This window comes from Flexivirga endophytica (assembly GCF_014640635.1).
GTDB lineage: Bacteria > Actinomycetota > Actinomycetes > Actinomycetales > Dermatophilaceae > Flexivirga > Flexivirga endophytica.
In genome coordinates, this window is the sequence record NZ_BMHI01000004.1 from 248,706 (window position 1) to 270,964 (window position 22,259).

The window sequence follows — 22,259 nt, forward strand, 5'->3', positions numbered from 1 at the left end:
AAGGCACTTCAGACCGTCCGGAAGGCACGTCATGGATACCAAGACCTGGTGGATCATCATCGCGATCATCGTGGTGATTCTGATCCTCATCCTCATCGCGGCATGGCAGGGGAAGCGCCGCAAGGCGGCGCAGCGTGAGGAGGCACACGCGCTGCGCAACAGGGCGCAGGAGAACGAGGGAACGGTCGTGGAGTCCCGCCAACGTGCCGAGACGGCGGAGGAGCAGGCCGAGCGGGCCCGCGCCGAGGCCGAGGAGAAGCAGCGTCGGGCCGATCAGCTCGAAGCCGAGGCTGAGCACGAGAAGAAGACGGCGGCGGCCGTCGAACGCGACCACCAAGAGACGTTGCGTAAGGCAGACAAGCTCGATCCGGACACACCGACCGACCGGCACGGCAACCGTGTCGAGGGCAGCGGGACAGGGCACGACGACGACGGCGGCGTCAGCGCCATTGATCCGGCCACCGGCCGGCCGGCTGAGGAATCCGCACGTCAGCAGGATCTCCGCGCGGACCGCCCGGCTCAGGCCGAGCGTGCGGTGGGTGACGACCAGGGTCCGCTGCATGGGGAGCGTCCGTTGCACGACGATCGCCCGGTCCAGGGCGAGCGTGCGGTGGGTGACGACCAGGGTCCGCTGCATGGGGAGCGTCCGTTGCACGATGATCGCCCGGTCCAGGGCGAGCGTGCGGTGGGTGACGACCAGGGTCCGCTGCATGGGGAGCGTCCGTTGCACGACGATCGCCCCGGCCACGACGAGCGCGAGACTCGTCCGAGGCACGAGGCGGGCCAGTACCGCCAGGACGGCCCGGTCCACGACGGGACCGGCGACGTCTCGCGCGATGGCGGCTCCGGGTCCTTCGACGGCGGCGACGGCCAGGAAGCCGGTGCGTCGCAGGCCGACGGAACCAGTCGTCGGTCGTTCGTGCAGCGCGCCAAGGACGCCGTGAAGGGCGACAAGGGCCCCGAGGACGGCGGTCAGCCCGAGGGCGGCTGGGACCGTTTCAAGGATGTCGACGGCCCTGACGGACGCCACTGAGCGCTGACGTCAGAGGCTATTTCGCCTGGTAGGACGCCGTGATGACACCACGGGCGAGCAGATTGCCGCCCGTGGTGAACATCGTGACAGCGGGACTCGCGGAGTCGTCCAGGCCCAGGTCGTCGCCCACCGCGTGGACGGCGAACATGTAGCGGTGCGGCCGGTCGCCGACCGGCGGTGCCGCACCGTCATACGCCTTGTCACCGAAGTCGTTCCGGACGTGGAACGCGCCGGCGGGCAGGTTCTTGCCGTCACCCGCGCCGAGGTCGAGGGAGGTCACGTCGGCCGGTATGCCGAGCAGCAGCCAGTGCCAGAAACCGCTCGGTGTTGGCGCATCGGGGTCGAAGCAGGTGACGACATACCCCTTGGTGCCTTCCGGGGCGCCGGACCAGGACAGCTGGGGCGAGGTGTTGCCACCGGTGAATCCCCAGTTGTTGTAGACCTGTTCGTTGGGCAGGGTGTCCCCGTCGGCGAACGTCTCGCTGGTCACCGTGAGCGACGCGGTCTGCGGCAGCAGGGAGTAGGGGTCAGGGGCTTCAGGGCGTTCGAGATCCATGACTCCAACGTACTTACGCTGCGCACGCTGCGCGAGCGGCCTCGGCGATGAGCGTGTACGACGCCTGCCGCTCCGACGGATCGTGCACGTTGGTCGTGATCATCAACTCGTCGGCACCGCAGGACCGGGCCCGCGCGGTGATGCCGGCGTAGACCTCGTCCGGCGTGCCGGCCGTGACGAAACGCCCCAGCCCGTCGACCAGATGTTGCTCGATTTCGGTCCATTCGTGCGCCACTGCCTCCTCGGGCGTGGGTAACGGCCCCGGCCGGTTCTGCCGCAAACGGACGGTGGACAGCGCTGCCGCGCGCTCGAGTTCGCTTGCGCGCTGGGGTGTTTCGGCTGCGATTGCGGAGACCGCGAGCATGCTGTGCGGCTCCGTCAGACCGTCGGGCCGGGCGTTCGGCTGGAAAGCGTTGCGGTAGGCGTCGAAGGCGTCCGTCGGGTCGACACTCCCGAAATGGCCGGCGAAGGCGAAGTTGGTGCCGAGCAGGCCGGCGGCCTGGGCGCCATACATGCTGGAGCCGAGGATCCAGATCGGCGGCAGCGGCACGTCGGTGGGCTGCGCGCTGATCGGGGCGAACGGGTGGTCGTCGGGGAAGCCGTCGACATACGCACGGAGTTCGGCGTACTGCTGCGGGAAGTCGTCAGCCGCCAGCGCCTCCTTGCTGCGGCGCAGCGCGAAGGCGGTCAACTGGTCGGTGCCGGGTGCCCGGCCGAGTCCGAGATCGATGCGGTGCGGATGCAGAGCTTCCAGCACCCGGAACGTCTCCGCCACCTGCAACGGAGCGTGGTTCGGCAACATGATGCCGCCTGCGCCGACCCGGATGCGCTGCGTGGCTGCCGCGATCGTCGCGATCATGACGACTGGCGAGGAGCTGGCGACGCTGGGCAGATTGTGGTGCTCGGCGACCCAATACCGTTGATAGTCAAGGGATTCAGTGTGTTGGGCGAGTGCGATGCTCTCCTGTAGCGCGTCCGAAGCGGTGCGGCCTGCGGCGATGGGGGAGAGATCCAGCACGGAAAGGGGTATGGCGGCATCAGTCACGTCTCCTGCAACACCGACCGTTGGCTCCGGCATTCCACGGGTCGGACGGGCAAGCTACGAGTCGGTAGGGTTCGCCAGATGGAACCCATCTATTCCGGCGTCATCAACTTCGCGCGGGGCGTCTTCGCCGTGCAGGGATTGAAGTTCGAACGCACCGGCTCCGAGAACATCCCACGCACCGGCGGAGCGGTGATCGCGATGAATCACATCGGCTATTTCGACTTCTCCTACGCCGGCTACTCGGCGCGTGACGTCGGACGGCTGGTGCGTTTCATGGCCAAGAAGGACGTCTTCGACCACCCGGTCTCCGGTCCGCTGATGCGCGGCATGAAGCACATCCCGGTGGATCGTTCGGCGGGCGCGGGTGCTTACCGGGCGGCCGTCGACGCGCTGCGCAGCGGTGAGCTGATCGGTGTCTTCCCCGAGACGACCATCTCCAGGTCGTTCGAGTTGCGTGACTTCAAGTCGGGTGCGGTCCGTATGGCGCAGGAGGCGGGTGTGCCGGTCATCCCGTTGATCATCTGGGGTTCCCAGCGGGTGTGGACCAAGGGACAGCCGCGCAACATGCGGCGGCCCAAGGTGCCGATCCGGCTGGATGTCGGTCCGCCGATCCACATCGCGGCCGACGCGGACGTCGACGGTGAGACGTCGGCACTGCGTGCGCGGATGGAGACGATGCTGCACGCGGTGCAGGAGGCCTACGAGCCGTTGACCGGAGACGATCTGAAGTATCTGCCCGCGCGGCTGGGTGGCACCGCTCCGACCTTGGAGGAGGCCAACGCCATGGACGCGGAGGAAGCCAAGGAGAAGGCTGCCAAGCGCGCCGCGAAGCGTCGCATTGAGTAGGCCGTGAGGCGCCGCATTGAGTAACCGGCGAGGAACGAGCCGGTGTATCGAAACGAACGAGCGGCCGTATCGAAATGAGTTGACGTCGACGGGTTGTCGGTCGTCGGAGGCAGGCTGACAGCATGAGTTCCGTGACTGCTCCGACGATCGAATCCGCCGCCGCCGAAGTGCTCGACGTCCTGGCCGGCCCGGGCGCGACCTTGCGCGACGGCCAGCTCGAGGCGCTGCAGGCGTTGACCCGACCGGGTGCGCGCGTGCTGGTGGTGCAGGCGACTGGTTGGGGCAAGTCCGCCGTCTACTGGATCGCCACCTCCTGGCTGCGGGCGCAGGGACGCGGGCCGACCCTGGTGATCTCCCCGCTGCTGTCGCTGATGCGTGACCAGGTCGCCGCCGCTGAGCGGGCCGGGCTGCGGGCCGCGACGCTCAACAGCTCCAACATCGGCCAGTGGCAGCAGATCGAGGAGGACCTCGCGGCCGGGTCGATCGACGTGCTGCTGGTGTCGCCGGAGCGGCTGGCCAACCCGACCTTCGGCGCGCGGGTGATGCAGTCACTCACCGGTGCGCTCGGCCTGGTCGTCGTCGACGAGGCGCATTCGGTGTCCGACTGGGGGCACGACTTCCGGCCCGACTACCGCCGGGTCACCGACGTGTTGCGCAAGCTCAACCCGCAGACGCCGGTGCTCGCGACGACCGCGACGGCCAATCGCCGGGTAGTCGACGACATCGCTTCCCAGTTCGGCGATCACACCGTCGTGCTGCGCGGTCCGCTGGCCCGCGCCAGCCTCCAGCTGGCGGTGCTGCCGCAGTTGGACCCGCTGCAACGATTCGCGTGGGTCGTCGACCACCTGCCACAGCTGCCGGGATCCGGCATCGTCTACACCCTCACCGTCGCCGACGCGGAGCGGCTGACCGAGGCCATCCGCAGCAGGTATGGCGCGGACGCGCCGGTCGCGGCATACACCGGCCAACTGGACTCCGACTCCCGTGAAGCGCTCGAGGAGGACCTGCGCGGCAATCGGGTCAAGGCGCTGGTCGCGACGTCGGCCCTCGGTATGGGCTATGACAAGCCGGACCTGGGGTTCGTCATACACGTCGGTGCTCCGCCGTCTCCGGTGTCCTACTACCAGCAGGTCGGCCGTGCCGGCCGCGCGATCGACCATGCGCTGGTGGCTCTGTTGCCGTCCGCCGGCGATGACGGCGTGTGGGACTACTTCGCGACCGCGACCATCCCCAAGGAGCCGCAGGTGCGGCGGCTGCTCGACGCGCTCGGCGGTGCCGAGCAACCCATGTCCGTTCCACAGCTGGAGGCCGAGAGCGGCCTGCGCCGCACCAAGGTCGACCTGCTGCTCAAGCAACTCGCGGTCGACGGCATCACCGAGCGCACCGCCGACGGCTGGACCGCCACCGGCACGCCGTGGAGCTACGACCAGGAGCACTACGACGGAGTCCTGGCGGTCCGGCGCCGCGAGGCGGACATCATGCGCAGCTACATCCGCGGTGACCAGTGCCTGATGCAGCTGTTGCAGCAATCGCTGGACGACCCGGAGGCGGAGCCGTGCGGCCGCTGCTCGGTGTGCCTGGGCCGGCTGCCCGAGCCGCTGCGGCCCGATCCCGCGGCCGAGACCGTGGCGGGCGTGCGTCAGCTGCTGCGTTCCCAGCAGCAGGTCCTCGAGCCGCGCAAGATGTGGCCCGGCGGCGCGTTCGGGCGGCGGGGCCGGATCCCTGCCGGTGAAGCGGCCGAGGAGGGACGGGTGATCGTCCATGCGGACGCCGCCGAGTGGGGCGACCTGCTCGCCGGTGCGCTGCGCTCGGATGCGCCGCCACCTGCCGAGCTCCTGGACGCGTGTGTGCGCACGTTGGCCCAGTGGACATGGAGTGAGCGGCCGGAGTCGATCGTGGCGCTGAGCGCGGCCGGTCATCCGCAGCTGGTCGGCGGTGTCGCGGACGCGCTCGGCTCCGCGGGTCGCCTGCCCGTGCAACGCTGGGCGGTCGACGGCACACCACCGGCGGATGCCACCTCGGTCGACGAGGCGACCTTCTGGCGGGACGCGCTCGAGCGCAGCGAGTTGCCGGATGTCGCCGGCCGCGCGGTGCTGCTGGTGATCGACGCCTCCGCCTCCGGCTGGGTCGTGACGGTGGCCGCGGCTGCACTGCGTATGGCGGGCGCTCGCGTCATACTCCCGCTGTTGCTTCATCGCTCTATCGGCTGACGCCACCGGTGGTTGGCCGGCGGTTCACGGGATTGCCCGAGTCGTCCGGTAGCTTCAGAAGCATGCGAGCACTCACAGTCATTCCTGGACGATCCGACAGCCTGGCGGTGGAGGACATGCCCGCACCGGACACCGCGCTGGGCGACGTGTTGGTCGACGGCGTCGCCGTCGGCGTGTGCGGCACCGATCACGAGCTCTCCCAGGGTGATTACGGTTGGGCTCCGGAGGGTTCGGAGCGCCTGATCCTTGGACACGAGTCGCTCGGCCGGGTGCGCGAAGCACCGGACGGGAGTGGTTTCGCAGCCGGCGACCTGATCGTCGGTGTGGTCCGGATGCCCGACCCGAAACCGTGCGGCGCCTGCGCACACGGGGAGTGGGACATGTGCCGCAACGGCGAATACACCGAGCACGGCATCAAGTCGCTGCACGGATTCGCCGCAGAGCAGTGGCGAGTGCGTTCCGAGCACGCCGTGAAGCTGGACCAGGCGCTGGAGTCGGTGGGCATGCTGATGGAGCCGACCACCGTCGTCGCCAAGGCGTGGGAGCAGGTCGACCGCATCGGCGGCCGCGCCTGGTTCGAGCCGAAGTCGGTGCTGATCACCGGCGCGGGGCCGATCGGACTGCTCGCGGCAATGATCGGCGCCCAGCGTGGGCTGGACGTGCACGTGCTCGATCGGGTGAATGACGGGCCGAAGCCGCAATTGGTCGAGGACCTCGGCGCCCGCTACCACAGCGAACCTGCCGACAAGGTGATCGACGAGATCCAACCGGACGTCATCATCGAGGGCACCGGCGCGACCCCGGTGGTCAACGCGGTGCTGGCCAACCCGAAGCCGTATGCCATCACGATCCTCACCGGGATCTCGGATCCCGGCGAGACGGAGACGGTCGATCTCGGCACCATCAACCGCACGGCGGTGCTGGGCAACAGCGCCGTGGCGGGCTCGGTCAACGCCAACCTGCGGCACTACGAAGCCGCCGCCGAAGCGTTGGCTGCTGCCGATCTCGGCTGGCTGGAGCGGCTGGTCACCCGCCGTGTCCCGTTGGAGAAGTTCGCTGAGGCGTTCACGCCGCAGGACGACGACGTCAAGGTCGTGCTGACACTCTGACCCGGTCCTGCGACGGCGATGTCACACCTCTCGGGAAGAATGGATCAGTGAAGTTCGATCAGCACAGGCTCAGGTGGCCTGAGATGCGTCGGCGTTGGAGGGAGCTTGCGACCCACAACGCCGACGGAACGTAGGCCCCTGTGCGTTCTACGGCCAGCATCATGCATCTGGACCTCGATGCATTCTTCGCGGCCGTCGAGCAGCGGGACAAGCCGTCGTTGCGCGGCAAGCCGGTGTGTGTGGGTGGCATCGGAGCACGCGGGGTCGTCGCCACCGCGTCCTACGAAGCACGACGTTTCGGGGCGCGTTCGGCCATGCCGACTGCCGAGGCCCGTCGTCGTTGCCCGTCGGGCACGGCGTTCCTCTATCCGCGTGGCGACGCCTACCGGGCGTCCAGCCGGATCGTGATGGACATTCTGCGCAGCGTGTCGCCGGTCGTGGAGCAGGTGAGCGTCGACGAGGCGTATGTCGACCTGGCCGCCGGTGCCGACCTGGACCTCAGCCCTGAGGGAGTCCGCACGGTGGCGCAACGGTTGATCGACGAAATCCGTGCAGCCACAGGCGGATTGACGGCATCCGCCGGTGTCGGGACCTCGAAGATGCTTGCCAAGATCGGCTCCGAGCTCGAAAAGCCCGCCGGACTCGTCGTCGTGCCGCCCGGTCGTGAGTTGCAGCTGCTCGCCCCGCTGTCGGTGCGGGTGGTCAGCGGCATCGGCCCCGCCACCGAGGCTCGGTTGCGCAGCTTCGGGGTCGAGACCGTCGCCGACCTACAGCGGATGGAGCGCACCGACCTGGTGAGCATCTTCGGGTCCGCACAGGGCGGCAGCCTGCACGAGTTGGCCCGGGCGCACGACGACCGCGAGGTCGTCGTGGAGCGCGAGGCCAAGAGTGTGTCGGCGGAGGAGACCTTCGAGCACGACGTCGTGGACCGCGAGGTGCTCGACGCTGAGCTGGTCAGCCTCGCCCGGCGGACCGCTGCTCGCCTCGGCAAGTCCGCCGCTTTTGCCCGGACGGTCACGATCAAGGTCCGGCAGCACGACTTCGCGACCTCGACGCGGTCCGAGACGCTGCTGCACCCGACCGGCGACGCGGGCGTCATCTTGGATGTCGCCCGGCGGTTGCTCGCCGGGGTCGATGTGTCGAACGGCTTGCGCCTGTTGGGTGTCGGCGTCTCGGGGTTGGGCACGCACGCCCAGGAACAACTGCGGTTCGACCCACCGGACGACGCACCCGCGGCACAACCGCCGCTCGACGGTGCGGACATCGATGCAGCCGACGCCGAAGTGCCGGCGACCCCTGCCGGCGACGTGCGGCGGACACCCGGGCCGGCGGCATACAGCGGTGACGGCCCGCCGACCTGGTGGCCGGGGCAGGACATCGCGCACACCGAGCACGGAGCCGGCTGGGTCTGGGGCAGTGGCCTCGGGCGCGTGACGGTGCGTTTCGAGGGCCCGACGACGGCGCCCGGCCGCGTGCGGACCTTCGCCGCGGACGACCCCGAGCTGCGCAAGGCCGACCCACCACAGTGGTGAAAACCGGTTGACCGCGGCGGCACGATGGATGGCATGCGTTCGTATGACGACCTGATCGAGGAGGCGGCGAGCGTCGACGTGTCGGGCTGGGATTTCTCCTGGCTGGACGGCCGGGCGACTGAGGAGCGACCGGAGTGGGGCTACTCCCGGCTGCTCGCAGCAGCGCTGGCCGAGGTCGACACTGCGCTTGACCTGCAGACCGGCGGCGGCGAGGTGATCGACGCCGCTGCCCAGCTCCCACCGCACACGACGGTGACGGAGGGCTGGCCACCGAACGTCGAGGCAGCGCGAAAACGACTGCAACCGCGAGGTGTTCGAGTCGTGGCGCTCGACGAGGACGCGTCGTTGCCGTTCGCCGACGCCACCTTCGACCTGGTCACCGCACGCCACCCCATCGCCTCCCACTGGTCCGAAACCGCGCGCGTACTGCGTCCTGGCGGCCGCTACCTAGCCCAGCACGTCGGCCCGGCGTCGGCGTTCGAGCTGATCGAGTGGTTCCTCGGACCGCTGTCGGACGACATCCGCGATGGGCGGCATCCACGCCATGACCGGGAGGGCGCGACCACTGCCGGATTAGTCGTCGACGAGATCCGCACTGCCCGGTTGCGCATGGAGTTCTTCGACATCGGCGCAGTCGTGTACATCCTGCGCAAATGTGTGTGGTGGGTGCCGGACTTCAGCGTCGAGCGGTATGCCGACCGGCTGCGCACGCTCGATGCGGTCATCCGGCAGGACGGCGCGTTCGTGGCTCACTCCAGCCGTTTGCTGGTGCGCGCCCACCGTCCCTGAAGCGGCGCCGTCAGTGCGCAGGTGTCCGGTGTCGTGACCGCACCAGGCAGTCCAGCTCCAACTCGAGCACCGGCTTGCCGTGCTGATTGCGCAAGCGGCCGTCGACCACGACGGCGCACCTGCCCGGCCCGTCCGGGGTGACCGAACGCACGGTCGCCGAGCAGTGCAACACGTCTCCGGCACGCACCGGGCGTAGGAACTTGACGTGCCGGAACGCTCGTCCCGCGATGACGTCGTAGCGCTGATAGACCGCCGTGACGACGAGCCGCTGATAGATCGACATGGTGTGCAGTCCGCTGGCGATCAACCCGCCGAACTCGCTGTCACCGGCACGCTCCGGATCCACATGGAAGTACTGCGGGTCCCACTGCGCGGCGAAATCGCGTGCGTCACCGTCGGTGACTTCGTAGCTGCCGCAGTCGATTTCGTTACCGACGGGCAGGTCCTCGGCGCTCAGCAGCATGCGGACCGCTCAGCTGCCGCGTCGACCAGCGAGGCATCCAGGAACCAGCCGTGCACCATGCCGTCGGGTCGGCCACGCTCGATGAAGTATTCGGTCCCGAACCCCGCAGCGAACACTGTGTCCGGCATGGCCATGAAGGTGCCGATGTCGGAGACCTGACTGCGGTGGGACTGCATGGCGGCCCGGATCCGGCCCAGGTAGTCCGACACGTCGACCGCCCAGTGCAGGTCGGCCTCCGGCATACCCATCGGGTTGCCGTCGTCCATCGGCCCGTCCGGGTCGAACGGGATGTCCATGCCCGCGTCCCGGGCCGCCTGCATCGAGGAGCGCATGACGTCGCGGTTCATCGTCTCCTCGAGGACCCGCGGCGCGTGCGCGGCCAATTCGGCGGCCGCGTAGGTCACGGCGTGCACCTTGACGTGATCGGGATGGCCGTAGCTGCCGTGCCAGTCGTAGCCGATCAGGACGTCGGCCCGCTCATCGTCCAGGATCGCGGCCAGCCGGGCCGCGGCTTCGGCAAGCGGCGCCTGGTGGAAGCACTCCGGGTCGGAATTCTGCTCCCAGCCGGTCATCCCGGAATCGCGGTAGCTGAGCCAGGCGACGCGGGCGGTGCCAGTCACCTGAGCCGATGCCTCGGCCTCGGCACGTCGCCGGTCGGCGAGCGTCTCATGAGGGCGGAGGTCGTCAGGGACCTCACCGTGCTCGCCGCCGGTGGCGTAGACGACGACCACGCGGTGGCCTTCGTCGGACGCGCGGGACATCGAACCGGCGGTCTGTGAGCTCTCGTCGTCGGGGTGGGCGTGGAAGAACACGATGGTCGACACTCAGTCAATCTTGGCACCAGACACCGACACCCGATACAACCGGGGGATGACCATCCCGATGAGCGATCCGCATCCCGTCACCGGCCAGCTCTTCGAGTCTCCGGTGACCCCGGGCAGCGGTTGGCCGGGGGACACCGCGACGGCCGAGACGCCTGTCGCCGGATCCGCGGCCGGCGTGCGAAGCCTCGCCCGCTCTGCCGGTTCGATCAGTGAGCTCAACACCGCGGTCTCCGTATGCCGGGCCTGCCCACGTCTGGTGGCGTGGCGGGAGACGGTTGCCACCACGGGCCGCCGCAGGTCGTTCGCGGACGAGCCCTACTGGGGCCGGCCCGCTCCGGCATTCGGGGACCCGGACGCAACCCGGCTGATAGTGGGCCTGGCGCCCGCGGCTAACGGCGCGAACCGGACCGGCCGGATGTTCACCGGGGACCGCTCCGGTGACTGGATCTTCGCCGCCTTGCACCGCGGCGGTTTCGCGACGCGGTCGACGTCGGTCGCAGCCGGTGACGGCCTCGAACTGCACGGTATCCGGATGACGGCACCGGTGCACTGCGCGCCGCCGGCGAACAAGCCCACCACCGAGGAGAAGGCGACCTGCCGGCCCTGGCTGGAGAAGGAACTCCAGCTCTCGCAGGAGAACCTTCGGGTCATCCTGGTGCTGGGTGGAATCGGTTGGGACTCCACGGTTTCCACGGCCCGCGCCATCGGGTGGCAGATCCCGCGGCCGAAGCCGAGATTCGGGCATGGTGCTCGCGCCACGCTGCTGAGCCCGTCCGGCCCGGTGGAGCTGGTCGGCTGCTATCACGTCAGTCAGCAGAACACCTTCACCGGCCGGCTCACCGAAGCCATGCTCGACGACGTCATCGCGACCGTGCGAGAGCTCGGCTGAGGGGGCAGGGGCTACGGCGCCACCAGTAGGCAGAACTCCGTGCCGTCCGGGTCGGCGAGCCCGACGGCTCCGTCACAGACGGGTCCGTCCCAGTCGGTGGCGCCGAGGGACTTCAGCGCCGCCGTTGCATCGGCAAGATCGGCGTCGTTTGCCACTGCCAGGTCCAGATGCACCCGGTTGTAACCCGTCTGCGGTGCCACGTCCCCGCCGCCCCAACTGATCTTGGTGCCGCCGCTCGGAGCCTGTATGGCGGTCTCCTCGTCCTGGTCCCAGACCAGCGGCCAGCCCAATGCCCGGCTCCAGAAGCGGCCGACATCCTCGGTGCCGTCACATGCGAAGCAGCCGATAGTTCCGGTGCCGGCGAGGAAGTTGTTCCCGGCGGGGATCACACAGAACTCGTTGTCCTCGGCGTCCGCGAGCACCGTGTGGTCGGCGTCCGCTCCTTGGCCGATGTCGATATGGCGGGCGCCCGCCGAGAGTGCGCGCGCCACCGTCTCCGACTGGTCGGCCGGCGACTCGCTGGTCAGGTCGAAGTGCCCGCGATTCGGAGTCATCTTCGGCTCCGGTCGATGTACGAAACGGATGAGCGGCTGTCCCGGCGTCGTGACGGTCAGGGTCTGACGGCCCCTGTCGTCCGGCTTGACAGGCCGCCGCAGCACCGCTGACCAGAAGTCGGCCTGTCGTCCGGGGTCCTGCGCGCCGAAGGTGATCGCGAACAGCCGGGCGGGGTTTCGAGCAGGCATCGTCGTCTCCATGGTCGGGTGTGTGACGACGGTAGGAGCCGAGCACGTGAGCCGGCCAATGATTTTCCGCCGACCGCGCCCGGGAGGTGGACCTACCTACCGCCGACCGCGCCGGATGTGGCACGGTGCGATCGTGAACTTGCCACACGATGACATCGACCCCGACGGCCTGCTGGAGTACTCGGTCGTCTTCACCGACCGTTCGCTCAACCACATGTCGCAGCGATTCGTGCGCGTCATGCAGGACATCCTCGACGTGCTGCGCACGACATACAGCGCACACACCGTCGCGATCGTCCCCGGTGGCGGTTCCTACGGCATGGAAGCGATCGCCAGACAGCTGGCGACGGGCAAGCGCGCCCTCGTCATACGCAACGGTGCGTTCTCCTATCGTTGGTCGCAGATCTTCGACGCTGGCGACATCCCGGCCGAGGCGACCGTCTGCCCGGCACGGCCGGTCAGCGACGAGCACCAAGCGGCCTGGCAGCCGGCGCCGCTCGACGAGGTCATCGCGGCGATCCGGGCGAAGCGCCCCGAGATCGTCTTCGCGCCGCACGTCGAGACGGCGTCCGGGATCGTCCTGCCGGACGACTACCTCCGCTCGGTGTCCGAGGCCGTGCACGAAGTCGGCGGGCTGTTCGTGCTCGACTGCGTGGCCTCGGGTGCGCTCTGGGCGGACATGGGCGACCTCGGCGTCGACGTGCTGCTCACCGCACCGCAGAAGGGCTGGAGCGGCACGCCGTGCGCGGGTTACGTGATGCTGAACGATGCCGCGCGTGCCGCCGTGCAGGCATCCACCTCGACCAGCTTCGCGATGGACCTCAAGAAGTGGCTCTTCATCACCGAGTCGTATGTCGAGGGTCAGACGCCATACCACGCGACCATGCCGACGGACGGTCTGGCTCACAACGCCGAACTCATGCTCGAGGCGCGTGAGATCGGCCTCGAGAAGCTGCGTGCGGCACAACTCGACCTCGGTGCCAAGGTGCGCGCCGTGCTGGCCGATGCCGGTCTGAAGTCGGTCGCAGCCGACGAATTCGCCTCTCCCAGTGTGGTTGTCGTGCACACCGACGACCCGGAGCTGAAGAGCGGTGCGAAGTTCAAGCAGGTGGGCCTACAGGTCGCCGCCGGTGTGCCGCTGCAGTGCGGTGAGCCGGAGGACTTCTCGACGTTCCGGCTGGGCCTCTTCGGGCTGGACAAGCTGACCGACGTGGACGGCACCGTGGAGCGCTTCAAGACTGCGCTCGCGAAGCTGAACGCCTGAGGGAGTTGCCGCACCGAGCCGGCCCCCTTGCCGAATGACGGCTTCTTCGGCGACTGACGGCGCAATCTGACCGTCACTCGCCGAGAGGGCCGTCACTCGGCAGGGGTCTGTCTGTCGCTCAGGGTTGCGGGACGATCAGACCCGCCGTCTGGGTGCGGGCCCGCGCGAAGCGCTCCGCGACGTCGGCCCAGTTGGCGATGTTCCACCAGGCGTCGACGTACTCGTTCTTGACGTTGCGGTACTGCAAGTAGAAGGCGTGCTCCCACATGTCCAGCATCAGCAGAGGCGTGAGGCCGACCGGCAAATTGCCCTGGTGGTCGTAGAGCTGACAGATCACCAGGCGGGCGCCGAGGCTGTCCCAGGCGAGGATCGACCAACCGGACCCCTGGATCCCCAGCGCGTTGGCCGTGAAGTGCGAGCGGAACGCGTCGAACGAGCCGAAGAACTCGTCGATCGCCTGCCCCAACTCGCCGTCCGGCTTGTCGCCGCCGTCCGGGCTCATGTTCGGCCAGAAGACCGAGTGATTGACGTGCCCCGCCAGGTTGAACGCGAGGTTCTTCTCCAGCAGGTTGACCGGCCCGAGCTGCTCGGTCTCGCGTGCTTCGGCGAGCTGCTCGATCGCGGTGTTGGCGCCCTTGACGTAGGTCGCATGGTGCTTGTCGTGGTGCAGCTCCATGATCGCGCCGGAGATGTGCGGCTCGAGGGCGGAGTAGTCGTACGGAAGGTCCGGAAGGTCGTAGTCGGACACGGTGATCACCTTTCGCGAGGACGTGACTCTAAATGCGACTATGTCGCATATGGCCACCGTATCCCGCGGTCACGACTCCTTCGGCACGCGGCCCATCAGGTAGAACTCCTTGTTGGGCATCAGCCCGCTCCAGTGCACGAGGCGGTTGCTCATCGAGAAGAACGCGGTGATGGCACCGACGTCATAGACGTCTTCGTCCGAAAGCCCGTGCGTACGCAGCAGATCCAGGTCGGCATCGACGATCTCCGAGGGACGGGCGGCCAGCTTCACCGCGATGGAGATGACGGCGTATTGCCGATCGTCGAGGTCCGCCTTGCGCCAGTCGGTCGCGAGCTGGTCTGAGATGTAAGGGTTCTTGCTGCGTATCCGGGCGATCGCACCGTGCGCGACCACGCAGTAGAGACAGTCGTTCTCGGCGCTGGTCGCCACGACGATCATCTCGCGGTCCGCCTTGGACAGTCCCGGCGTCTCGCGATCCATCAGTGAGTCGTGGAAGTCGAAGAAGGCCCGCATCTCGGCCGGTCGCTGCGCGATCCCGATGAACACATTCGGGATGAACCCGGACTTCTCGCTGACGAGCGCGATGCGCTCGCGGAGGTCGTCCGGCAGGTCCTCCACGTCGACCACGGGGAAGCGCTTCATGATCTCGGGATCCATCCGGCCGGCCATCGCAGTCTCCTTCTGTCTCAAGGCTTTTCGTCGATCCAGGCATCGTAGAACCCGGGCATTGCGGACGCCCGCCCGGTGAAGTCCGGTGCGCGCTTGGCCAGGAATGCCTCGACCCCTTCCTTCCCGTCGCCGACACTCGTCCAGAACATCGCCAGCGAATCCACCCGGTGGGCGTCCGCGGGGTGGTCGTACGTCGGGTTGCGCCGCAGCAGTTGTCGGGTCAGCGCCACTGCGACGGGGGAGCGACCCTTGGTCCAGCGGTCGGCCAGGGCGCGTGCCGCCGGCAACAGTTCGTCCGGCTCGTATGACGTTGCGGCCAAACCGTTCTCGACGGTCGCAGCCGCATCCAGGATCTCCGCGGAGAGTGCGAGATCCAGCGCGCGGGGGAGTCCGACGATCCGTGGCAGGAACCACGACGACGCTGCTTCCGGCACGATCCCGAGCCGGCCGAAGACCAGGCCGAAGCGAGCCTTCGTAGAGACCAGCCGGGCGTCCATGGCGAGGGTCATCGTCGCTCCGATGCCGACGGCCGCCCCGTTGATCGCCGCGATGACCGGCTTCCTGCAGTCGTGGATCGCGAGAGTGACGCGTCCACCGGTGTCGCGAACCCGGGCCACGGAGGGATCGGACAGGTCGCTCATGTCCGCGAGCGACGGTCGACGGCTCTCGTCGAGCCCGAACACGTTGCCGTCGGCCGACAGGTCCATGCCGGCGCAGAACGCCCGTCCGGAACCGGTCACGATCACCGCGCGGATCGCATCGTCGTCGTTCACCTCGCGGAAGGTGCGCTCCAGCTCCTCGGCCATGGTCACGGTGAAGGCGTTCAACTGCTCGGGCCTGCTCAGCGTGACCGTGAGGACGCCGTCGTCGACGTGCTGCTCGATGGTCCCGAAAGCCATCCGGGTCTCCTTCCGACACAAGTGATGAGCCGGGATCGACCTTAGACGCGAACGCCCCGACCCTCCTGCGGGCCGGGGCATTCGTGCACGGTGGTTCAGCGACCGAGCAGGTCGAAGTCCGCGGGTGACAGCAGGTCCGGCACCGTCCAGCCGTCGAGGTCGTACTCGCTCATGAACTGCTCCGCGAGTCCCCGCATCGACGCGGCGCCACCGCGCGCCTCCGCGGCGAACAGCAACTCGGCCTTCACATTCTCGTGGTTGCCGGAGTAGTTGCGCTCATACAGCTCGTGCCGACCGCCGAACTCCGAACCGATCGAGTCCCACAGGGCTTTCATCACCTTGACCCGATCCACGGCGGTGATGCCGTTGGACCCGCGCACGTACTTGTCGAGGTAGGGCCGCACCGCGTCGCTCTTGAAGTCCTCCGCGCTCGAGGGAAGGTAGATCAGGCCCGATGCGACGTCCTGCTCGATGATCTCCTTGATCCGCGGGTAGCCCTGGATCATGAACATGCGATAGGTCAGTCCGTACTCCAGCTTCGGTATGACGGCATCGCCGATCCACGGCTCGGGGTCGCGCGCCATCGACTCGGTGAGTGACCAGAAGAGGTTCCGCCACCCGAGCACCTCGCCCACGCGCGTCTGCACGCCGCGGAAGCCTCCTGAGCCGGTCGAGTCCAATGCCTTCATCAGCAGGCCGGCGATGAAGTCGAGCTTGACCGCCAGGCGGGTGCAGCCCTGGAAGGTGAACCGGGGGAGGAACCCCGACTGTGGGAAGAAGCTGTTGATCCGGTCGACGTCGCCATACATGAAGACGTTCTCCCAGGGGACCAGCACCTTGTCGAAGATGAAGATCGTGTCGTTCTCGTCCATCCGGCTCGACAACGGGTAGTCGAACGGTGTGCCGAGCTTCGCCGCGGCTTCCGTGTATGACGTGCGGCAGATCAGTTTGATGCCCGGTGCGTCCATCGGCACCGTGCAGATGAGCGCGAACTCCTTCTTGCCGATGGGCAGCCCGTAGTGTGCGATGAAGTTGTAGTTGGTGATCGCCGAACCGGTCGCGACCACCTTCGCGCCGCTGACGATCAGGCCGGCGTCGGTCTCCTTCTCGACCTTCATGTAGACGTCACCGACCTCGTCCGGCGGCAGCTGACGGTCGACCGGCGGGTTGATGATCGCGTGGTTCCAGTAGAGGACCTTCTCCTGCGACTCGCGGTACCAACGCTCGGCATTCGCCTGGAACGGAGCGTAGAGCTCCTTGTTGGCGTGCAACGTGCCGAGGAAGCTGGCCTTGTAGTCGGGGGAGCGGCCCATCCAGCCGTAGGTCATGCGCGCCCACGTGGCGATCGCGTCGCGTTCCTTGATCAGGTCGGCCGATGACTTCGGGGTCTTGAAGAACGGCATGGTGACGCCGCCGCTGCCGGTGTCGGTGGGTGAGGTCAGCGCATCGACGTGCTCACCGGTGTGCAGGGCGTCATACAGCCGGGCCGTCATACGAACGGGATTGGCGAATGCCGGATGCGTCGTGACGTCCTCGACGCGTTCGCCGCGCAGGTATATCTCACGGCCGTCCCGCAGGCTCTCGATGTACTCGTCGCCGGTCATCGGGCGGGTCGCGTAGGTCTGCGGCTGGTTGGCCGGATGATCGGCGGCAGGGTTCGTCTCGCCGTCGAAGACGTTCTCTGGCGCTGTGGTCGTCTGGGTCATGGTCGGTCCTTTCAGATGCCCGGCGTCGCGGCGACGGACTGCGGTGTGATGGCGGTGAAGCGGGTGTCGGCGTCGAACCAGCCGCTGAGCGAGTCGTCCTGGAAACCGGTCCATTTCGTGGCTGCCCGGTCATCTCCGATGCCGTGGAAGGAGCTGCGGTAGAACAACAGCGGATCCACGTCCCGGACGGCCGCGTCGAGGATCCGGCCGGTGAAGACGATGTGGTCACCGCCGTCGTGGTCGGCCCACGGTTCGCACGGGATCGAGGCTGCCGAGCCACACAGGATCGGACCGGCGGGGCCTTCGTCCCACTCGGGGTCCCGGTCCATCGGGCAGCCGGCGAAATGCATCGCCAGGTCCAGTTGGTCACTGGCCAGGATGTTGACGGTGAAGGCCGCACCTCTCAGGTAGGTGCACGCCTTCGAGCTGCGGGTCAGGGCGACCTGGAGCAGGGGCGGCTCGAGCGACAGCGGCATGAAGGCGGTCACCGTCGCACCGTGTGGGGTGCCGTCCTCACGGGTGCAAGTGATGATGGTGACGCCCGTGGCGAACTCGCCGAAGACGGTTCGAAGTACTCGTCCATCCATGCCTGATCTCCTTCCTGTTCGGGTGATGGAAGACGTTAGGAACGATGTGACGCACGCAACAATCCGGATCGCGCACCGACGATCCGGAATGCGAAACCAGCACGTTCGACCCCGGTCCCGGACCGGCGGGATCCGGTAGCTTGAGGGCCTGCACCGGTGAGTGGCAGTGCACGCACGAACGGATTGACATGCAGGACAACCGCGGTGGTTCGGTGACGTCGGTCGACTGGGACGAAGCGTCCAGCTCGGTAGCGGCGGCCTACTTCCCGCATGACCTGCGGGTGCTCCGTGCCGACCAGCACGCGCGCATGGCGCTGCGCCACGTCACCTTCGGTCCGCTCACCGTTGCCAGCATCGGGTGGGGCGCCGACGTGTCCGTCGAGTCCGGCCATCCCGGTGCCTATGCGATCAATGTGCCGCGCAGTGGCTACCTCGAAGCGCAGATCGACGGGCGCGAGGTTTCGTCGGTCGACGGTCTTGCGACCGTCTGCCCGCCCGACACGATGACGCGGATGTCAAGGTGGTCCAAGGACTGCACCATCACCGGCGTCAAGATCGACAGGGACCTGCTCGCGCGGGACGTGCTCACCCTCGCCGCGCGCAACGAGTCCGACATACCGGCCCAACTCGACCTGCGCACTCCTGAAGGACGCAGCTGGATCGAATTGGTCACCTCGCTGGCGAATCAGGCGCTGGCTGCCCCGGCCATGGAGCGCAATCGCGCGGTCGGCGAGCACATTTCGCGCGCGATCAGCGCCGCGTTCGTCGCGGCCGCGTTCCCGGACCAGGAGACGTCGTCGACACCGGCCCGGCCCCGCATCGTCACGCGCGTGATCGACGCGATCGAGGCGGATCCGGCAGCGTCCTGGACAGCTGCCGAGCTCGCGCAGGTCGCCGGCGTCGGGGTGCGACGCCTGCAGCGTGGTTTCCAGGAGTACATCGGCAAGTCGCCCTCCCAAGTGCTGCTCGAGATCCGCCTGGAGCATGCGCATCGCGCGCTGCTGTCCGACCCGCAGGCATCGGTGGCAGACATCGCCTGGACCGTCGGATTCACCCACCTCGGTCGCTTCGCTGCGGCATACCGCGAACGCTTCGGGCAGACGCCGTCCCGGACCCGTGCCCTGATCTGCGGCAGGACGTCCGTTGAGGCGCACAAGTAGCTGTCGGGCTCGGTCCCGGGCCGGTGTGGCAGCATCCGAAGCATGAGTCGGATCGAGGACTACGCAATCGTCGGTGACCTGCAGACGGCCGCCCTGGTCAGCAATGAGGGCTCGGTGGACTGGCTGTGCCTGCCGCGATTCGACTCGTCGGCGTGCTTCGCCGCCTTGCTGGACGGCCCGGAGGCCGGCTGCTGGGTCCTGGCACCGGTCGACGGCGGCGGCTGCACCCGCAGACGCTACGTGGACGAGACGCTCGTCCTGGAGACCGAGTGGGAGACCGAGCAGGGCACCGTCCGGGTGATCGACTTCATGCCCCCGCGGGGTCATGCTCCGGACATCGTGCGGATCGTCGAGGGTGTCAGTGGGAGCGTTCCGATGCGCGGCCGGCTCACCCTGCGCTTCGACTACGGCAACGTCCGGCCGTGGGTGCACCATGATGGCGACCAGATGCTCGCGGTGGCCGGGCCGGATGCCGTTCGGTTGCGCACACCCGCGCCGAGGCGCGGCCAGGACTGGTCGACGGTCTCGGACTTCACCGTCTCCGCCGGGGAGCGGGTGCCCTTCGTGCTGACCTGGTCGCGCAGCCATGAGCCGCGGCCGGAGGTGGTCGACGCGGAACGAGCGCTGCAGGACACGCTCACCTATTGGCAGGACTGGTGTGACCGTGGCCATGACCTCGACGGCCCCTACCAGGATGCGATCCGGCGTTCCTTGCTGACGCTGAAGGCGTTGACCTATCAGCCGACCGGCGGGATCGTGGCCGCGGCGACGACGTCGTTGCCCGAGCAGATCGGGGGTCCACGGAACTGGGACTACCGCTACTGCTGGCTGCGCGATGCGACATACACACTGCAGGCGCTGATCGCGGGCGGTTATCTGGACGAGGCGAACGCTTGGCGTGCCTGGCTGCTGCGCGCCGTTGCCGGCGACCCCGCCGACCTGCAGATCATGTACGGCCTGGACGGCGCCCGCCGGCTCCCGGAGAACGAGTTGCCGTGGCTGCGCGGCTACGAGGATTCCGCACCGGTGCGGGTCGGCAACGCCGCCGCGGATCAGCTGCAGCTCGACGTGTGGGGCGAGACCCTCGACGGGCTCGCGCTGGCCCGTGAGGCGGGACTGGCCAGCACCGAGGACGCCTGGGACGTCCAGGTCGCGCTGATGGAGCACCTCGAAAGTGTTTGGGACCAGCCGGACAACGGGCTGTGGGAGGTGCGAGGCCCACGGCGGCACTTCACACACTCGAAGGTGATGGCGTGGGTGGCGGCGGACCGGATGGCCAAGGCCGTCCGCCGACATCCGTCGCTCGACGGACCGGTCGAGCGCTGGGAATCGTTGCGCGACACGATCCACGCGGACGTGCTCGCGCACGGCTTCGACAAGGAGCGCAACACCTTCGTGCAGTCGTATGGCGCCACCGCCCTCGACGCGAGCGTGCTGATCATCCCCAGGGTCGGATTCCTGCCCGGGGACGACCCGCGGATGCTCGGCACGATCGACGCGATCAACAAGGAGTTGACGCGGGACGGCCTGGTGCTGCGCTACCAGAACTCCGAATCGGACGACGGGTTGCCCGGTGACGAGGGGCTCTTCCTCGCCTGCTCGTTCTGGATGGTCGACGCGCTGCACTTCGCCGGCCGGCAGACCGAGGCCGTCGCGCTTTTCGAGCGCCTGCTCGATCTGCGCAACGACGTCGGGTTGCTCAGCGAGGAGTGGGACCCGCAGCAACGGCGCCAGCTGGGCAACACACCGCAGGCGTTCAGCCACTTCGCGCTGGTGACCAGTGCGCTCCAGTTGCACGCCGGCCGCGGACATGGCAGTCACGAGCCGATCCGGCACCCCGGCGTGCCGAGCGCCCGATGAGCACATCGGCCCGCACGAGCGGGTGGTCCGGCCAGGCCGAGCACACCGACGAGCGCACGACGGCGCCGGTCCCGCCGGCGGAGGACCCGTTCCGGCGGCCACCGCCCGGTTGGGAGACCGCCGCACCCGGGACTCCCTTGCGCAGCCGAGACGTCACCGTCGCGTTCCTGGGGCGAATTCCCTTGCAGGCAAAGGCTGTTCAGGTGCTCTACCGGACTGCCGACATGCACGGCGATGCTGCGACGACCTGCACGACGGTGTTGCTGGCCGACGATGCGGCACCGGCCGAGGACCGCGCGATCCTCTCCTTCCAATGCGCGATCGATTCGTTGGCGCCGGAGGCCTTTCCGTCATACACCTTGCGTCACCGGGCGCCGACCACCGGTGAGGTGGTCCAGCTCGAATTGCTGCTGATCGCAAACGCGCTCGCCCGGGGGTGGGCGGTGTCGGTCCCCGATCACGAAGGAATGCAAGGCAATTGGGGCGCACCGCGCGAAGCCGGACACTGCGCGCTGGACGGCCTGCGCGCGGCGCGGCAGCACAGCGGCTTCGGTGTCACCGAGCAGTCCGCTGTGACGATGTGGGGCTACTCCGGCGGTGGATGGGCGACGTCGTGGGCCGCCGAGATGGCCCGCGACTACGCACCGGAGCTCAACGTGGTCGGCGCGGTCCTCGGCTCGCCGGTCGGCGATCCGGAGTTGGTCTTCCGACGCGCCAACGGGCACTTCTTCGCCGGTCTGGCCGGGTTGGCCATCGCGGGTCTGATCCGCAGCTACCCGGCGATGCACGCGCTGGTGGACGAGCACGTCGATGCCCGGGGACGCGCGCTGCTCGACGGGGCCATCGTGTGGCGCACCCGGCAGGCGATCACCCGTATGGCGTTCACGGACTTCGGCAAATACATGGATGTTCCGGTGTCCGCGTTCCTCAGCAAACCGGAGATGCAGGAGGTCTTCGCCGACATCCGGCCGGGTCGTGGGACGCCGGCCATGCCGCTGTTGGTCACGCAGGCGGTGCACGACCAGATCGTGCCGCTGGGTGGGATCGACCGCATGGTGGCGGGGTGGGTCGGCCGTGGCGTCCGGGTGACCTACGTGCGGGACCGGGCGAGCGAGCACTTCCTGCTGCACATCGTCTCCGCGCCACTGGTGCTGGGATGGCTCACCGACCGCATCTCGGGGGTGGCGACGAGCGGTTCTTCGACCGTGACGGTGCGCTCGGTGCTCGCACCACTGGGGCGGTTGGCCAGCGGCATACGCCTGCTGAAGGTGTGTGGGAGGGTCTTGCGCGGCGCCCCGCTCAGCGGCGGGTCAGCGGGCTGAGGACA

The 22,259-nt window shown here is 68.3% G+C and carries 21 protein-coding genes; 11 read left to right on the top strand and 10 right to left on the bottom strand.

The genetic code is table 11. The features are described 5' to 3' along the window. Window positions 1-31 precede the first annotated feature (31 nt). Complete coding sequence (locus IEX71_RS13150) at window positions 32-1,033, top strand: hypothetical protein (protein WP_188837496.1); 1,002 nt, start codon at window positions 32-34, stop codon at window positions 1,031-1,033. A 16-nt stretch (window positions 1,034-1,049) separates the two neighbouring features. Here the strand turns inward: IEX71_RS13150 and IEX71_RS13155 are convergent, their stop codons facing one another. Together IEX71_RS13155 and IEX71_RS13160 are read right to left on the bottom strand one after the other, a co-directional pair. After that, window positions 1,050-1,589: a YbhB/YbcL family Raf kinase inhibitor-like protein gene (locus tag IEX71_RS13155; RefSeq protein ID WP_188837497.1), complete on the bottom strand. Its 540-nt coding sequence runs from the start codon at window positions 1,587-1,589 to the stop codon at window positions 1,050-1,052. Between the two features lie 13 nt (window positions 1,590-1,602). Next, complete coding sequence (locus tag IEX71_RS13160; protein ID WP_229749708.1) at window positions 1,603-2,634, bottom strand: LLM class flavin-dependent oxidoreductase; 1,032 nt, start codon at window positions 2,632-2,634, stop codon at window positions 1,603-1,605. 78 nt (window positions 2,635-2,712) lie between these two features. Between IEX71_RS13160 and IEX71_RS13165 the strand changes: the two genes are divergently transcribed. From IEX71_RS13165 to IEX71_RS13185, 5 genes are all read left to right on the top strand, one after another. Beyond that, entirely contained in the window at window positions 2,713-3,480 is a 768-nt protein-coding gene (locus tag IEX71_RS13165) for a lysophospholipid acyltransferase family protein (protein ID WP_188837499.1), read from the top strand. Between the two features lie 122 nt (window positions 3,481-3,602). Beyond that, window positions 3,603-5,690, top strand: coding sequence for a RecQ family ATP-dependent DNA helicase (locus tag IEX71_RS13170; protein WP_188837500.1), 2,088 nt, complete (start codon window positions 3,603-3,605; stop codon window positions 5,688-5,690). Window positions 5,691-5,752: 62 nt separating this feature from the next. Beyond that, the gene (locus tag IEX71_RS13175; protein WP_188837501.1) at window positions 5,753-6,799 is read left to right on the top strand and encodes a glucose 1-dehydrogenase; all 1,047 of its coding nucleotides are present in this window, start codon (window positions 5,753-5,755) and stop codon (window positions 6,797-6,799) included. Between the two features lie 140 nt (window positions 6,800-6,939). Beyond that, a complete protein-coding gene (locus IEX71_RS13180) occupies window positions 6,940-8,331 on the top strand; it encodes a DNA polymerase IV (RefSeq protein WP_188837502.1) in 1,392 nt (463 codons plus the stop codon). 33 nt (window positions 8,332-8,364) lie between these two features. Continuing rightward, the gene (locus IEX71_RS13185) at window positions 8,365-9,120 is read left to right on the top strand and encodes a class I SAM-dependent methyltransferase (RefSeq protein WP_188837503.1); all 756 of its coding nucleotides are present in this window, start codon (window positions 8,365-8,367) and stop codon (window positions 9,118-9,120) included. Window positions 9,121-9,130: 10 nt separating this feature from the next. On the opposite strand, the gene IEX71_RS13190 is transcribed toward IEX71_RS13185, so the two are convergent. Continuing rightward, complete coding sequence (locus tag IEX71_RS13190; RefSeq protein ID WP_188837504.1) at window positions 9,131-9,583, bottom strand: MaoC/PaaZ C-terminal domain-containing protein; 453 nt, start codon at window positions 9,581-9,583, stop codon at window positions 9,131-9,133. Beyond that, complete coding sequence (locus IEX71_RS13195; RefSeq protein WP_188837505.1) at window positions 9,574-10,407, bottom strand: PIG-L family deacetylase; 834 nt, start codon at window positions 10,405-10,407, stop codon at window positions 9,574-9,576. The genes IEX71_RS13190 and IEX71_RS13195 overlap by 10 nt, the downstream gene beginning before the upstream one ends. A 46-nt stretch (window positions 10,408-10,453) precedes the next feature. Between IEX71_RS13195 and IEX71_RS13200 the strand changes: the two genes are divergently transcribed. Then, window positions 10,454-11,296, top strand: coding sequence for a uracil-DNA glycosylase (locus IEX71_RS13200; protein WP_229749710.1), 843 nt, complete (start codon window positions 10,454-10,456; stop codon window positions 11,294-11,296). 11 nt (window positions 11,297-11,307) lie between these two features. Here IEX71_RS13200 and IEX71_RS13205 read toward each other — a convergent pair whose 3' ends face one another. Then, window positions 11,308-12,039, bottom strand: a complete 732-nt coding sequence (locus IEX71_RS13205) for a VOC family protein (protein WP_188837506.1) — start codon at window positions 12,037-12,039, stop codon at window positions 11,308-11,310. A gap of 133 nt (window positions 12,040-12,172) precedes the next feature. On the opposite strand from IEX71_RS13205, the gene IEX71_RS13210 reads away from it, so the two are divergent. Continuing rightward, window positions 12,173-13,303: a pyridoxal-phosphate-dependent aminotransferase family protein gene (locus IEX71_RS13210; protein ID WP_188837507.1), complete on the top strand. Its 1,131-nt coding sequence runs from the start codon at window positions 12,173-12,175 to the stop codon at window positions 13,301-13,303. A 118-nt stretch (window positions 13,304-13,421) separates the two neighbouring features. Here IEX71_RS13210 and IEX71_RS13215 read toward each other — a convergent pair whose 3' ends face one another. The 5 genes from IEX71_RS13215 to IEX71_RS13235 form a co-directional block, all read right to left on the bottom strand. Beyond that, entirely contained in the window at window positions 13,422-14,051 is a 630-nt protein-coding gene (locus IEX71_RS13215) for a superoxide dismutase (RefSeq protein ID WP_188837508.1), read from the bottom strand. A gap of 69 nt (window positions 14,052-14,120) precedes the next feature. Beyond that, complete coding sequence (locus IEX71_RS13220) at window positions 14,121-14,720, bottom strand: peroxidase-related enzyme (RefSeq protein ID WP_229749711.1); 600 nt, start codon at window positions 14,718-14,720, stop codon at window positions 14,121-14,123. Window positions 14,721-14,737: 17 nt separating this feature from the next. Next, window positions 14,738-15,619, bottom strand: a complete 882-nt coding sequence (locus tag IEX71_RS13225; RefSeq protein ID WP_188837509.1) for a crotonase/enoyl-CoA hydratase family protein — start codon at window positions 15,617-15,619, stop codon at window positions 14,738-14,740. 95 nt (window positions 15,620-15,714) lie between these two features. Continuing rightward, window positions 15,715-17,325 (bottom strand): 4-hydroxyphenylacetate 3-hydroxylase family protein, encoded by a 1,611-nt coding sequence (locus tag IEX71_RS13230; protein WP_188837510.1) that lies wholly within the window; start codon window positions 17,323-17,325, stop codon window positions 15,715-15,717. An 11-nt stretch (window positions 17,326-17,336) separates the two neighbouring features. Continuing rightward, on the bottom strand, window positions 17,337-17,912 hold the full coding sequence (locus IEX71_RS13235) for a flavin reductase family protein (RefSeq protein WP_188837511.1): 576 nt from the start codon (window positions 17,910-17,912) through the stop codon (window positions 17,337-17,339). Between the two features lie 188 nt (window positions 17,913-18,100). Here IEX71_RS13235 and IEX71_RS13240 point away from each other — a divergent pair, with 188 nt between their 5' ends. Genes IEX71_RS13240 through IEX71_RS13250 form a run of 3 tightly spaced genes read left to right on the top strand, consistent with a single transcriptional unit; the run spans window position 18,101 to window position 22,254 of the window. Next, a complete protein-coding gene (locus IEX71_RS13240; protein WP_188837512.1) occupies window positions 18,101-19,072 on the top strand; it encodes an AraC family transcriptional regulator in 972 nt (323 codons plus the stop codon). A 42-nt stretch (window positions 19,073-19,114) separates the two neighbouring features. Further along, window positions 19,115-20,932 (top strand): glycoside hydrolase family 15 protein, encoded by a 1,818-nt coding sequence (locus IEX71_RS13245; RefSeq protein ID WP_188837513.1) that lies wholly within the window; start codon window positions 19,115-19,117, stop codon window positions 20,930-20,932. Next, a complete protein-coding gene (locus IEX71_RS13250) occupies window positions 20,929-22,254 on the top strand; it encodes a lipase family protein (RefSeq protein ID WP_188837514.1) in 1,326 nt (441 codons plus the stop codon). Before IEX71_RS13245 ends, IEX71_RS13250 begins: the two co-directional genes overlap by 4 nt. The last annotated feature ends 5 nt before the right edge of the window (window positions 22,255-22,259 follow it).